At 45.2% G+C, this 13942-nt stretch carries 10 protein-coding genes; 7 read left to right on the top strand and 3 right to left on the bottom strand.

Features of this window, described 5'->3' with window-relative positions; translation table 11 throughout:
- Positions 1 to 8: 8 nt before the first annotated feature.
- The 3 genes from DDR33_RS10880 to DDR33_RS10890 are packed head-to-tail and all read left to right on the top strand — an operon-like array spanning position 9 to position 5103.
- Positions 9 to 2444, top strand: coding sequence for a Gldg family protein (locus tag DDR33_RS10880; protein WP_109415822.1), 2436 nt, complete (start codon positions 9 to 11; stop codon positions 2442 to 2444).
- 2 nt (positions 2445 to 2446) lie between these two features.
- A complete protein-coding gene (locus tag DDR33_RS10885; RefSeq protein WP_109415823.1) occupies positions 2447 to 3793 on the top strand; it encodes a MutS-related protein in 1347 nt (448 codons plus the stop codon).
- The gene (locus DDR33_RS10890; RefSeq protein WP_109415824.1) at positions 3790 to 5103 is read left to right on the top strand and encodes a MutS-related protein; all 1314 of its coding nucleotides are present in this window, start codon (positions 3790 to 3792) and stop codon (positions 5101 to 5103) included. Before DDR33_RS10885 ends, DDR33_RS10890 begins: the two co-directional genes overlap by 4 nt.
- A gap of 144 nt (positions 5104 to 5247) precedes the next feature.
- Here the strand turns inward: DDR33_RS10890 and DDR33_RS10895 are convergent, their stop codons facing one another.
- Positions 5248 to 6210 (bottom strand): helix-turn-helix domain-containing protein, encoded by a 963-nt coding sequence (locus tag DDR33_RS10895; protein WP_109415825.1) that lies wholly within the window; start codon positions 6208 to 6210, stop codon positions 5248 to 5250.
- Between the two features lie 308 nt (positions 6211 to 6518).
- Entirely contained in the window at positions 6519 to 7262 is a 744-nt protein-coding gene (locus DDR33_RS10900) for an SDR family oxidoreductase (protein WP_109415826.1), read from the bottom strand.
- 104 nt (positions 7263 to 7366) lie between these two features.
- Here DDR33_RS10900 and DDR33_RS10905 point away from each other — a divergent pair, with 104 nt between their 5' ends.
- The gene (locus DDR33_RS10905) at positions 7367 to 7708 is read left to right on the top strand and encodes a winged helix-turn-helix transcriptional regulator (RefSeq protein ID WP_109415827.1); all 342 of its coding nucleotides are present in this window, start codon (positions 7367 to 7369) and stop codon (positions 7706 to 7708) included.
- 85 nt (positions 7709 to 7793) lie between these two features.
- Here DDR33_RS10905 and DDR33_RS10910 read toward each other — a convergent pair whose 3' ends face one another.
- A complete protein-coding gene (locus DDR33_RS10910) occupies positions 7794 to 8177 on the bottom strand; it encodes a winged helix-turn-helix transcriptional regulator (protein ID WP_109415828.1) in 384 nt (127 codons plus the stop codon).
- Between the two features lie 136 nt (positions 8178 to 8313).
- Between DDR33_RS10910 and DDR33_RS10915 the strand changes: the two genes are divergently transcribed.
- From DDR33_RS10915 to DDR33_RS10925, 3 genes are all read left to right on the top strand, one after another.
- Positions 8314 to 8919 carry an FMN-dependent NADH-azoreductase gene (locus tag DDR33_RS10915; RefSeq protein WP_109415829.1) on the top strand — a complete coding sequence of 202 codons (606 nt, stop codon included), beginning with the start codon at positions 8314 to 8316 and terminating at the stop codon, positions 8917 to 8919.
- Positions 8920 to 9421: 502 nt separating this feature from the next.
- Positions 9422 to 11803, top strand: coding sequence for an ABC transporter permease (locus DDR33_RS10920; RefSeq protein ID WP_158280708.1), 2382 nt, complete (start codon positions 9422 to 9424; stop codon positions 11801 to 11803).
- Between the two features lie 82 nt (positions 11804 to 11885).
- Positions 11886 to 13931 carry an alpha-amylase family protein gene (locus DDR33_RS10925; RefSeq protein WP_109415831.1) on the top strand — a complete coding sequence of 682 codons (2046 nt, stop codon included), beginning with the start codon at positions 11886 to 11888 and terminating at the stop codon, positions 13929 to 13931.
- Positions 13932 to 13942: the final 11 nt, after the last annotated feature.

Below are 13942 nucleotides of genomic sequence, written 5' to 3' on the forward strand. Positions count from 1 at the left end.
CCCCTATAATGAAACTAATTTTTAAAATAGCAAAAGCAGAGCTGCGCAACTTGTTTTATTCGCCCATAGCGTGGTTTTTAACCATCGCCTTTATGGTACAGTGCGCAATTACCTATACCAGCGTTTTAAATCAGATCGCCATGACGCAGGAGATGGGCGGAATGGACTTAGAATATCTGACGCAATTGACAGCCCGCGTTTTTACAAACCCCTATGAGGGATTATTCAGCAGTATTATGCAAAACCTGTATTTGTATATTCCGCTGTTAACGATGGGCCTCATCAGCCGGGAAATCAACGGCGGCACCATCAGCCTTCTTTATTCTTCACCGGTGAGGATCAGGGAAATTGTCTTTGGTAAATACCTGGCTATGATGGGATATAGCCTTGTGTTAATGGTGGTTATCGGCATATTCCTGGTGGCTGGCGTCCTCCATGTCAAGTCTGCGGATTACGGCATGCTTTTATCGGCGGCGCTGGGATTTTATTTACTGTTATGTGCGTATTCAGCTATCGGTCTTTTCATGTCTAGTTTGACAAGCTACCAGATAGTTGCAGCAGTAAGCACCTTTGTGACTATAGGAGCCCTCAGTTATATCGGCAAATTATGGCAGGGCATAGATTTCGTCAGGGACCTCACTTACTTCCTGTCACTTTCAGGCCGAACCCAGCACATGCTGCAGGGACTTATCACCACCAAGGATGTGCTTTACTTCGTTGTTATAGTATATATATTCCTGGGCTTAAGCATTTACAAATTGCAGTCAGGCCGCGAAACAAAGCCATGGTATGTCACTTCCGGCAGATATGTTTTCATAATAGTCTCTGCACTGATTATCGGATATGTAAGCTCCCGTCCGGGCTTTACCGGTTACTGGGATACAACAGCGAACCACGATAATACGCTTACCCCAAATACTCAGAAAATAATCAGGGAACTGGGCGGTGATAAACTTGAAATTACATCATATACCAATTTCCTGGATAACTACTACTGGTTCGGGATGCCTGAACAGCGTAACGATTACCTGGGCCGCTGGGAGTCTTATTTACGCTTTAAACCCGATATTGAATTTCATTATGTGACTTATTATGACAACCCTTTGAGCTTGGGATACAACATTTTTGATTCTTATAAAGGCAAAAGTCTTGAAGAGATAACCGAGCAAAGGGCTAAAGCGTCGGACCTGAAGATGTCGGTGTTAAAGACTCCTGCGCAGATACAAAAGGAAATTGATCTGAAACCCGAACTGAACAGATTTGTAATGAAACTGGCTTACAAAGGCAGATCAACCTATTTGCGCGTTTTTAATGATCAGATCGTCTGGCCAATGGAAGCCGAAGTCTCAGCCGCAATAAAAAGGCTCCTGCAGGCTAAAATTCCAAAGATCGTTTTTGTTACAGGTGAAGGAGAACGCAAAATTGGCAAAAAGGGCGACAGGGAGTATAAAACGCTCACTACCGATAAAACATTCAGGTATGCGCTGATTAACCAGGGGTTTGATATCGATACAGTATCCTTAAATACTCAGGATATTCCGGGCGGTATTGCTGCTTTAGTGATAGCGGATCCGCAGCATGAACTTAGTGCCGTTGCCATCGGAAAGCTGGAGGATTTTATTGCGAAAGGCGGCAATTTACTAATTGCCGGAGAGCCGGGCAGGCAGCACATACTGAATCCTTTATTAAAAAAACTGGGTGTACAGATGACGAATGGAATGCTTGAACAGCTAAGCGAAGATCATGCCCCGACGCTGGTATTACCTGCTTTAACTAAAACTGCGATCAGTTTCGCTAAGATGCTTGATAAACCGTCAGTAGACACTTTACCGGTATCAATGAACGGCGTTGCGGCGTTATCCTATCACGATAGCACTGGATTTAAGATAAAACCTCTGCTGTTAACAAAAGCGGGCGTTGCCGCTAATTCTACCAGGCGCAATCCCGATCTTGATCTTGTCAATGTCAAAGTGGACGAAAATGCTCAGCCTGGCGGCATCGTTCAAGTTGGAGGAGGCGGGCCGGTTTCTGTAACAGTTATGGGCAGCGGAACATCCGTAACCGGAAAGAAAAAGGTGAAGAAGCCTCTTCTTAAAAACCAAAATGGGGTCGGAGAGGTCTTTGCTACCGCATTAGCTTTAACACGACAGGTTAACGGCAAGGAGCAGCGCATCATTGTGAGCGGCGATGCTGACCTTCTTAGTAACTCAGAGCTTGGAAGATATGAGCCAAGGATAGTGAATTTCTTCTTTAGCACAGCTCTGTTTAGCTGGCTGGACTATGGCCGGTTTCCGATTGACGCTTCGCGTCCCGACGCAAAGGACAACCGGGTAACGGTAAGCACGGACCACGTATCATTTTTAAAGATCCTGTATATTTACGTTATACCTGGTTTGATACTGGTTTTCGGGACCGTCTTCCTTATTCGCCGTAAAAGAAAATAAACATGCTATTTACTACAGACAAGCAAACACAGGAAGATCTGAACATCTATGGCAAACAGGGAACGGAGTCAATCCTTTCCCTGTTTAACAAGACTTCCACATTGAATGCCGCCAGGATGCTTGAAGAGATGTTTAACTATCCTCTTTCCGACGCCGGGGCCATCAATAAACGAAGTGGTATCATCCGCTATCTGAAAGTCACACGGGCTGCATTTCCATTCAGCTCCGAACTTTTTGATCAGGCAGAACCATACCTGGCCAATATTGACGAAAGAACGAAGCTTTCCACAGAAAAGCATTCCCTCGAAAAAAAACTGACTAACCTGGTTGCCGCTGACGCAGATTACAAACAGATAGTGAACGGAATAACAGCGCTGGTTGAGATTATAAAGCAACTGGACGACTTTCTGAAAAATACGCTGCTGGTAACCGGAAGCCCCTTAAATGAGGATCCGGAAACTCTAGAGATAGTCAGCCATTTTACCGCCGAACCCGTAAGCCGCTTGCTGGAGGAAAACCGGAAGAATAAATTGTCAAAAGAAAAACTGGCTATTTACGATACGCTGCTTCGTTTTCGGCACAGGGAAACTGTACAGCGGATTCTCAGGTATGTGTATCAGTTGGACGTATATATAACCGTGGCCCGGGTTGCGGCAGAGCGGAACTATGTATTTCCCGATGCCCTGGATAAAGGCAGCCAAAGTCTGGTGATTGAAGGCTTTTATCATATGCAGATCAAGAATGCAGTCCCCAATACCCTCATTATCAACTCTGAAAGTAATGTGGTGTTTTTAACGGGTGCTAATATGGCCGGCAAATCTACTTTCATGAAATCGCTCGGAATTGCCATGTACCTGGCTCACATGGGATTTCCGGTAGCGGCAAAGAAAATGGAATTTTCTGTATTAGACGGCATTTATACCACCATCAACCTTCCGGATAACCTGGGCATTGGCGCGAGCCATTTTTATGCAGAGGTGCTGCGGATAAAAAAAGTAGCGAAAGAACTGAGCGCAGGAAAGAACATCTTCGTGATTTTTGATGAGCTTTTCAGGGGGACCAATGTGAAGGATGCTTATGAAGCCACCATAGCCATCACCTCAGCGTTCGCCCAAAAGCGTAACAGCATATTTGTAATCTCAACCCATATCATTGAAGCAGGCCCGGTGCTGAAGGAGCGCTGCGCCAATATCAGCTTCAGCTACCTGCCCACCAGGATGAAAGGTTCCACGCCTGAATATACATATACTCTGGAAACCGGCATCACTTCAGACCGCCATGGGATGATCATTATTCATAATGAAGGAATTCTGGACATATTAAAGAGAGGAAAGGGTATCACCAAATGAGTTTTATAGCCGATCAACAAACCCTGGAAGACTTGAATCTTCTTGGCAAGTACAAGCAGCATTCTATCTTCAGCCTGTTCAATACCGTAAAAACTGCGGGTGCTGAAAAACTACTGATGGAAATGTTCCGCATGCCGCTTACCGACCCTGAAGCGATCAACAGGCGCAGTGCCATATTCCGGTATTTCCAAAGCAGGCAATTGCCTTTTCCCTTCAGCAACGAACAGTTCAGCGCCATCGACGACTACCTGAGCGATAGTGGCGGTAAGTATTACCTCACGGTGCTGCTTGCACTCGGAAGGAAAAAGCTGCTTGGCGCTGTGGTGAGAGATGAAAAGTATCAAAACACCCGGATCAGTTTACAGCAAACCATAAAGTTGATAAATGACAGTAAAATATTTATCAATGAGCTTTCGAATGATAATGACCATCCGTTTTACGATGAATTGCTTGCCGCAAAAAAGATCCTTAACAATCCAGATCTGGGGGAGCTTGAAACATGGCAAAACAGCGGGCTGTCATTAATGAAAATGGCTAAATATGAACATTTGCTGAAGCGTAAAATGCAGGCAGACCTGTTGCTGGTCATCCAGACTTTTTATAAGCTCGATTTATACATTTCTGTGGCTAACCTGGCCCGCGAAAAAGGATTCTGTTATGCAAATGCATTCCCTAAAGAAGCCGGCATATTGAAGGCTGCAGCGCTCAGGCATCCGGGAATTAAGCGGGCGGTAGGAAACCCGGTATTCTTTAATCACGGCAATAATATGATTTTTCTTACCGGTGCCAACATGGCGGGCAAATCCACATTCATGAAAGCATTGGCTATAAACGTTTACCTGGCGCACATGGGTTTTCCGGTAGCGGCAGACAATATGGCATTCTCGGTGAAAGACGGTATATACACGTCAATAAACGTACCCGACAACCTGAATTTGGGGTACAGTCACTTTTATGCTGAAGTACTGCGTGTTAAAAAAGTAGCCGAAGAGGTGAGCAGCGGCAAAAGTCTTGTGGTTATTTTTGATGAATTGTTTAAAGGCACCAATGTGAAGGATGCCTATGATGCGACACTGGCCGTTACTACTGCTTTCAGTGAATACGAAGAATGCCTGTTCATTATTTCAACCCATATCATTGAAGCTGGTGAAGTGCTTCAGGAACGGAATAACATCCAGATGCTTTATCTGCCTACCCTTATGCAGAATAATATTCCTGCCTATACATATCAGCTTCAGCCAGGTATTTCCGGCGACAGGCATGGCATGATGATTATAGAAAAAGAAGGAATATTAGAGCTTTTGAGATAGCTGCGATAATGCTGTACTTAGGTGATTTTAGTTCGCAAGGCACCTGATCTATTCATATAAATAAATCGCCCCACCTCACTCCAGGTTAAGCAACCGGGGCGATTTTTTTTACGGTGTGCACGTCACTGATATGATTCAGAAATGTCACTTTTTATATTGATCCCGCCACTTTTTGGGTTTAATGCCCAGGTGTTCTTCGAAAAGTCTCCCAAAGTAGCTTAAGTTGCTGAAGCCAAGCCGGTAACCAGCTTCTGATACAGTCAGCCTATCCTCCTTAAGTAGTCTTGCAGCCTCTGCCATCCGGAGATGCTGATGGTAATCATAGAGCCCTTTGCCGAACACCTGCGTGAAAAGCTTGCGTAGTTTCAGCTCGTTCATACCGCTCAACCGGGTTAACTCATCAACCGGCAGGGGTTTATCAAGTGAGGCAGTCATTACATTCCTGACCCGATACACCGCTTCTATTTCATTCGCACTCAGCTGCTGATGCCCGATGGGGTCTCTGCGGGAGAGATTGCTGAAGAGGTGATAAAGCATTGTTAAACATTTCAGCCGGTAAAATGCATCTGTGAGTATGGGCTCCCGTGCGCGATGCATTACTTCGTCAACAAGGACTGCGATCTCAGGCGACATAAATTCTTCGATCCAAAAAGTACGTTCCGCGTCGAAAAGATAGCCGAAGCGTTGCTGGTCTTTACCCAGAAACTGCTTCAGGTAATTTCTGTCTATCAGAATTGAGATTTGACTGATCTGCTTTTGCCTTGAAAAGCTGATTACGCTTTCGAGATGCCAGGGTGAGATCCGCACGTGAGGTCCTTCCTGGTCTTCCGGCGGGCTTAGACTTTCTGGCTGATCGTGTTGATTTCGGTGAACATTCTGAAAGGAGATTAATAAACTATTCTCCATAGCGCTGGTCGGAGGCCGTCGAAATGCAACATCCTCCAGGACCAGCAGCGAGCGGACCATCACCAGCATATCCGGCATCAGGTCGACCACCCTGAGTTCATGCATCTTCAGCCTGGCCAGTCCGGATGCCTGGTCCTGAACGGGCAAACCAATCTTTTCAATCAGGTCGAGCATCGCTTGTATTTGATCCTTCTGACTCATTTATGGACTATTAAGTCTGTATACTGGGGTGTTTTGTCCCTAAATCTACGGATAACTTTGCTGAAAACTGACAATCATGGAATCTCATGAAAAAAGAAATCTTAAGAGGCAGTGGTGAGGCCCTCGTGCGGAACTAGTCGGGACCGCTGGTGAGCTTGTTCGGGACTCGGTCGCCCCCTCGTGCAGACACCTTCGGCAAAAAGGTACAAAAGTGCACCTTTTCGGCTGAAGGTGTCCGCACGAGGGCTGTACTGGCACCCCTTATCCTTCATCTTGATAAGGTTTTATTAATTTGGGCGGAAGCGGGTTTACTTCAAGCCGTAATTGAGATAACCTCCGTCTGCTACTATCTCCGTTCCGGTGATAAAGCTTGCAGCGTCAGAGGCCAGGAATAATACGGTTTGCGCTATTTCATCGGGATCGCCTAACCTTTGGAGGGCTGTGGCCGCAGCTAAAAGAGGTTTCCCCTCAGCTGGTATGACGGACTCTAATCCAGGGGTCTGTACGGGGCCCGGACTCACGATATTTACGCGGATCTTTCTTTCCGCCAATTCATTTGCGGCGATCTGGGCGATTTTATTTAGCGCCCCTTTAGTAGCAGAATATACACTGGCACCTGCATTAGACGCCGTTGCCACTGTTGATGAGGTAAACAGTACTGCTGCACCGTCTGCCAGATGCGGGATCAGTTTTTGCAGGGTAAAGTAATGCCCCTTAACATTCGTGTTGAACTGTGCGTCGAAATCTGCTTCCGTAGTTTGAGTAATAGGGGTAAATACCGCTATTCCAGCATTCAGAAAGAGGACATCTAATTTGCTCCCGGTTTCTTCTATTGCTTGCTTAATGATTTCGATATCTGCCAGTTTGGAAGTATCCGAGAGGATTGTTCTCAATCTTGGACTGTTGATCATTGCGGCTGCTTTTTGAAGATTTTCGTCCTTCCGCCCTGTGATCCACACATTTGCGCCGGCGTTGATAAATGCTTTTGCGGTTGCCAGTCCGATGCCTGTTGTTCCGCCTGTTATCACTACATTCTTTTCTGTAAAATTCATTGTTTGATTGTTTGTTATATACCATGCAAACCTAATACAGATAAATTAATTTTCGTAACTTTGTAACTAAAAGTAACAGTAACTTTTGAGTAACGAGGTAACTTATGACTGACGACGTATGCCACAAAAAGGAGATCATGGCTGTCCACGATGCGATGGATGTGCTGAATGGAAAATGGAAGATCTCCATTATTTCATCGATCTGCTATTATAATAAAAGAAGGTTCTCCGATATTTTGAATGATGTGAATGGCATCTCCAACAAAATGCTGAGCAAGGAACTAAAAGAGCTGGAGGTTAACAAACTGATCGTGCGAACAGTATTAGATACTCAGCCTGTAACGGTTCATTATAACCTGACCGAATATGGTTTAACCCTGAAGGGCATCATTAACAATCTTGCAGACTGGGGAAAGAAGCACCGTAAAATGATCACCGGTAAATAAGCTTCAGAACAGTGAACGCAGCATTTTTACCTATCTTTTGTACAGCGGAATAATTGCGCTGCTTCGAATGCCTGCAGTGCTTTCGTTAATCGGCTTTGCGCATGTCTTCCCTGATCTTCTCGCGGTGCCGGGCACCCCATTCCCTCAGTTCGTGAAGAACGTTCTGTAAGGTGGAGCTGTATGAAGTTGCTTCGTAGATAACGGTGACCGGAGTGGTAGGATATACCTTGCGTACCACAAATCCGTTCAGCTCTAATTCTTTCAGCTCTTTTGTGAGAATTTTAGGAGTAATTCCTTCGAGCACCCGCTGCAACTCGCCGAAACGCTTCGGTGCTTCGCTTAGTGTAAAAATGAGGGGCAGCTTCCATTTACCATTCAGCACGTACAGTGCATCGCGGATATGGCCGACATGGGCGTTGCATTCCTCCCTGGTTATAACCGGCACTTCCATCTCTTGTATCTCTTTCATACCTGTAAAGGTATACACTATCCTCAAGGATACCACTATCCTTTGGGAAAGTCCTATCCTTCGTATAGTAACAACCGGTAGTTTTGCCTGGACTTCGTTAAGAAAGTAAACAGAAATTTAAAATCTTTAGCATAATATGAAAACGATCCTTCATTTAATTTCCAGCCCGAGGCAGGAATCTTCTCTCAGCATTCAATTGGGTAAAGCTATTGTAGCGCAGTTGCAGCAAACTTACCCCGATAGCACGGTTAACGAGGTGAACCTGATAGAGGAAAATTTTCCGCACCTGGATGCACCTCATCTTCAATCGTTCTTTACGCCGCGTGAAAACCTGACACCGGCCGACCAGGAAGCGATCCGCTACTCGGAACGGGCTATCGGTCAGCTGATGGAAGCCGACTTCATCGTTGTCGGCGCCCCGTTATATAACTTCAGCATCCATTCTGCACTCAAAGCGTGGATCGACCACATCGCCCGCGCGGGTGTCACCTTCCGCTATAGCGAACAGGGGCCGGAAGGACTGGTGAAGGGAAAAAAGGTCTATATCGCAATGTCTTCGGGCGGGGTGTATTCTGAAGGTCCGTACCAGCCTTACGACTTTGTAGTTCCCTACCTGAAAGCGGTATTGGGTTTTCTGGGTATGACTGATATAACGGTTTACCGCGCTGAAGGTGCCAATATTCCGGGTCTTAAAGAGCATGCGCTTGAAAAGGCAATCGGGGAGATCTCGATTGACGCGTAAAGTAAGAGGTATTCTTTCCGCGTATCTTGTAACCGGGATGCGCGGAAAGGAATAGCTTCACCAAAACTCCGGCCAACGGAGAAAAAGGCTTCGTCTTATCTTATCCTGCAAGCAATTTTCTTCAGCCGGTATCCTCAGCTTTACCGGTAATTTCCGGACAAAATAATTCCAACCTTTTTAATGGGCTGAGAACCTGTAAGATTCTGACGTGCAAGTTTGAAAAGGTCTTTGACGCCCGTCTTTCTGCATGAGATTGCCCGGTCTCACATTTCAGATTCAAACTTATTGAGTGTTGTTTGTTTGTAATACACCGACTGTTCACTTTCGGGCAATTATTCTGGTGTTTATAGGATAATCAGTTAATTATTAGGGTCTTTTTAAAATGGCATAGGCTTGGTAAGCTCTCTATGCAAAATCATTCATTTTACCCGCGATCCAAACAGAATATACTATGGTGTTGAATTACTTCAAAAGCAGCCTGAGGTACCTTTACCGGAATAAAATGTTTACAGCGCTCAATATCCTTGGCTTAAGTATAGGACTGAGTGCGTGTATCGTCATATCGGGGGTAGTTTATTATGAATTCAGTTTTGACAGGAAGCTTCCCGACCGGGAGAACATCTATCGTGTTGTTTCGGATTTTGTCTATGAGGGCAGAGAGTCGCTGAACGGCGGTGTTACAAAGCCTCTACCTGAAGCTATAAGAGCACAGGTGGCAGGGATTAAGAGGGTTGTTCCTGTTTTCGTACAACATCTGAACACTGCTGAGGTGTCCGGTGGAGATCAGACAAAAAAAATTGAAGAACCGGAAGATATTGTGAGCACTGACAATACGTATTTTTCGATGGTGCCTTATCACTGGATTGCAGGGAACAGCCGGGCAGCTCTTTCGAAACCTGATGCCGTAGTGCTCACTCAGAGCCGTGCGAAGGAATATTTTCCCGGTGTTGACCTTCTCAGCCTGATAGGAAAGACCATCCTATACAATGATACATTAAAGAAGGAGGTCTCCGGAGTGGTAAAAGATCTGGAGGGGCCTACTTCTTTTACGGGCAAGGAGTTTTTTGCAATACCGCTTAAAACCTATTCTGCTACGGAATGGGCTACGACCAATGGGGATAACAAACTCTACATCCAATTAAATCCGCATACAGATCGCGGAATAGTTTCCGACCGGATCAACCGGATATTGAAGAACAAGTGGAATGTTTTTAAAGACGAGCCCTTCTGGAGAACTACAAAAGTAAGCAACAGGCTTATCGCTTTTGATGACCTGCATTTTACTCCTGATATCAGTGAAGGAGTACACAAAGCCAGCAGGGAGGTAATGTACGGATTGATACTAATAGGTGTTTTCCTGTTGCTGCTGGCTTCTATCAATTACATTAATCTGAGCACTGCTCAGATATGGCAGCGAACAAGGGAGTTCGGGGTTAGAAAGACGCTGGGAAGCGGAAGGCTCCGTCTGATTGGGCATGTGTTAACAGAGACTTTCTTAATTACGCTGCTTGCTCTCTGTTTATCGTTCCTGTTTTCGAAACTGATTTTTTTCGCCCTGAAGAACATTATCCCGGAGGGAGCGGAACAATACCTGGATCCCGGAAGCATTTCCCTGTTTATCGCAGCTGTCTTAATTCTAGTTCCGCTGATTGCCGGAAGCTATCCTGCATACCTCATCACCAGGGTTAATCCATTGAGGATCATCCGCAACCATATGCTACTTCCCCGCAGCAGCAGTCTTGGGCTGCGGAAGGGCCTTATAATCTTCCAGTTTTGCGTGGCCCAGATCTTTATAGTCTGCACCTTTATCGCTGCCTCGCAAATCCGTTACCTGATGAAGAAAGACCCCGGGTTTAACAGGGAGGCCGTATTACTGGTTGAAGTTCCGTGGAAATTACGCTGGAAGGAACAGTATAAGAGCAAGCAATTTTCCCTGATTAATGAGTTGAGAAACGTGCAAGGCATTACGGATGTATCCCTGGGAGATCCGCCGCTGACAGACGGATACTCGAGTTCTCTGTTCTCTTACACGGATAGCCGGGGAAAGAAAGCTGAGGGGCAATTGTACAGAAAGGTGGCCGATACCAGCTATCTTAACCTATACAAGATACAGCTGATTGCGGGCAGAAACCTGATTCCTGCTGATACGGCGAAAGAAATGCTCATCAACGAGACTGCGGTAAAGCATTTTGGATTTAAATCGGCGGAAGATGCTGTTGGGAAAATGCTGGACGATGGCGGAAAGAAGCTGACGATTGCAGGTGTGGTGAAAGACTTCCACTCCCAGTCTTTCTATAACAACATCGTTCCTGTTTCTATTTTGATGGAAAAACAGGATCTGGCAACATTTAATATCAAACTCAGCACAGAAGAAACAGGCAACTGGCAAACAACCATTGAGTCGATCCGGAAAAAGTGGTCGCAATTTTATCCCTCTCATTATTTTGATTACAAGTTCTACGATCAGCACCTGGAAAGTATCTATAAGCAGGAAAGAAATATTTCATTGCTTATAAATCTTGCCTGTATTATATCTGTGGTGATTAGTTGCCTTGGTTTGTTTGGATTAGCTGCTCTCACCGCTTTTCAACGGACCAAGGAGATAGGTATCAGAAAAGTAATGGGAGCTACAACCATCGAAGTGGTACAAATGCTGTCGAAGGACTTTATGAAGCTCGTCCTGATAGCGATTGCTTTGGGATCACCGGTCGCCTGGTATGTCACGAATAAATGGCTTGAAGGATTTGCCTACCGTGTTCCTGTTCAGTTGTGGGTGTTCTGTGCAGCAGCGGCTACGGCAATAACGATCGCTTCACTTACCGTGAGTTCGCAGGCAATAAGAGCTGCAAGAGCCCGGCCGGTAGATAGTTTAAGGAATGAGTAAATTAGCTGGTACTCTTTATATATAAAGTTTTTTCTTTTGAAGCGGAGTATTATTGTATACTTGTAGAATAGTATAGAACAATATGACCATTTATAAACTCTGCCATAGGGTTCTTTTCATATTTTTTATTCTTTCCTTTGAATTGGGGGGTGATTGTTACGCTGCAACAAATCCGATAGAAATCTCTTACGGCAGGAACGGCATGATCAAATACGATCTTAATAAGGGGAAATTCGATGTTTATGTAAACGGAAAGGTGATATTTTACGACGCTTATGCGCGGGCAAAAAGCAACGGCCAGTTATTAACCGCTCAAAGCTATCAAACACATAGCTATTCTAAAAAGACGCTGAACGACTCATTTGGAAAAGGGATTAAGTACATAGTGGAATACCGCTCTGCCGGACTTCCAACTCTAAAGCATACCATCTATACTTATCCTGCCAGAGACCATTTTTTTGTAGAGATCACGTTGAATGGAAAGAGCCTGAAATCGAACTATCTCGCTCCCTTTATTGCCAGTTTCAGGGATATAACGAATGAGTCCCGCAAACGCTCGCTTTTTGTTCCTTTTGATAACGATGCCTGGATCAGGTATGACGCGAAAGAATTAAACGAAGGGACGGAATGCACAAGTTCGGAGGTCGGTTTAGTTTATGATGAAGTTTCTGACAGAGCCCTGGTGGCAGGCTCCGTCGAGCATTCTGTCTGGAAGTCTGGCGTGAGAACAAAAGCTTTGCGTGCCGGAAATGAATTAGAAGCATTTTCCGGGTACACAGATAAGGATGTGACGCGCGATCAGCGCTTTCACGGATTTATTGAAAATGATGAGGTCAGGTCTGCAAAGTTTTTAGTCGGATATTTTGACGACTGGCGTTCTGGACTGGAAGAGTATGGAAAAGCCAGCAGGCAAGCTGAAAAGCCTTATGTTTTTAATTGGAATAAGGCGACGCCTGTTGGATGGAATAGTTGGGGAGTATTACAGGCTAACATTAATTATTCGAATGCTTCCCGGGTAGTTGATTTTTTTGCTGATAGTTTAAGAAACTTCAGAAGCGGGAATGATGTCTATGTTGATCTTGATTCTTATTGGGATAAGATGATCAAAGGAGGTTTGGAGGGCGATTATTCTGAGCTTAAAAGCTTTGCCGCTTATTGTTTGAGCAGGGGGGTACAACCTGGAGTTTACTGGGCTCCTTTTACTGATTGGGGATTTAAATCAGGGGCGGAAAGACGGGTGGAAGGGAGCTCTTACACCTATGGCGATTTGTGGACTAAGGTAAACGGTGGATATCATGACTTTGACGGAGCACGTGCGTTAGATCCAACTCATCCCGGAACAAAGGAGCGGATAAAATTGGTGATTGGAAAGTTAAAGGACTGTGGCTTTAAAATGATTAAAATCGATTTCCTGGGACATGGGGCGATTGAAGCAGATTCCTTCTACGACAAGAATATTAAAACAGGAATGCAGGCCTATAAAGCAGGGATGGAGTTCTTATTAAAGCAACTGGATAATCAGATGCTTGTCTATGCCGCTATCTCGCCCAGCATGGCTACAGGGCGTTATGTCCACGTTCGTCGTATTGCCTGCGATGCTTTTAAAAGTATCGGTGACACTGAATATACGCTTAACAGCGTAACATATGGATGGTGGCAAACATACCTGTACAATTACCTGGATGCCGACCATGTGGTTCTGGCAAACGAAAGCTATGGCGAGAATAAGGCCAGGACATTGTCTTCCGTTATTACAGGTACTTTGATAACAGGCGATGATTTTTCGACCACGGGTAATTGGACAGTGCGGGCAAAGGAACTGTTCCAGAAAGGGGAGTTGCTTAAGCTGGTAGCCGATGGAAAAGCTTTCCGGCCGTTGCAGGGTGGCAGCGGTAAATCAGCAGGCGCGATGTTCTGGAAAAAGATAGATGGATTCTGTTATCTTGCGGTTTTCAATTACGGAGATTTGGAAAAGGTGTTCAATCCGGACCTGGCCAAAGCTGGCATTTTGCCGCAACGCGTTTTTGTTACTACAGATGTATTTTCCGGAAAGCAATATCATATCGGGAAAAGAAAGCAGATGATAGTCCCCGCAAGAGATGTCGTTTTGCTGAAGTTTAAGCTGTGAAAGCGAATGAC

It is taken from the genome of Pararcticibacter amylolyticus (assembly GCF_003130405.1).
GTDB classification, from domain to species: domain Bacteria; phylum Bacteroidota; class Bacteroidia; order Sphingobacteriales; family Sphingobacteriaceae; genus Arcticibacter; species Arcticibacter amylolyticus.

Excerpts from the sequence above, each read along its gene's own strand:
- DDR33_RS10880 (WP_109415822.1), top strand. The coding sequence starts at position 9 with ATGAAACTAATTTTTAAAATAGCAAAAGCAGAGCTGCGCAACTTGTTT.
- DDR33_RS10910 (WP_109415828.1), bottom strand. The coding sequence starts at position 8,177 with ATGAAAGAGATACAAGAGATGGAAGTGCCGGTTATAACCAGGGAGGAA.
- DDR33_RS10905 (WP_109415827.1), top strand. The coding sequence starts at position 7,367 with ATGACTGACGACGTATGCCACAAAAAGGAGATCATGGCTGTCCACGAT.
- DDR33_RS10915 (WP_109415829.1), top strand. The coding sequence starts at position 8,314 with ATGAAAACGATCCTTCATTTAATTTCCAGCCCGAGGCAGGAATCTTCT.
- DDR33_RS10885 (WP_109415823.1), top strand. The coding sequence starts at position 2,447 with ATGCTATTTACTACAGACAAGCAAACACAGGAAGATCTGAACATCTAT.
- DDR33_RS10895 (WP_109415825.1), bottom strand. The coding sequence starts at position 6,210 with ATGAGTCAGAAGGATCAAATACAAGCGATGCTCGACCTGATTGAAAAG.
- DDR33_RS10900 (WP_109415826.1), bottom strand. The coding sequence starts at position 7,262 with ATGAATTTTACAGAAAAGAATGTAGTGATAACAGGCGGAACAACAGGC.
- DDR33_RS10920 (WP_158280708.1), top strand. The coding sequence starts at position 9,422 with ATGTTTACAGCGCTCAATATCCTTGGCTTAAGTATAGGACTGAGTGCG.
- DDR33_RS10890 (WP_109415824.1), top strand. The coding sequence starts at position 3,790 with ATGAGTTTTATAGCCGATCAACAAACCCTGGAAGACTTGAATCTTCTT.
- DDR33_RS10925 (WP_109415831.1), top strand. The coding sequence starts at position 11,886 with ATGACCATTTATAAACTCTGCCATAGGGTTCTTTTCATATTTTTTATT.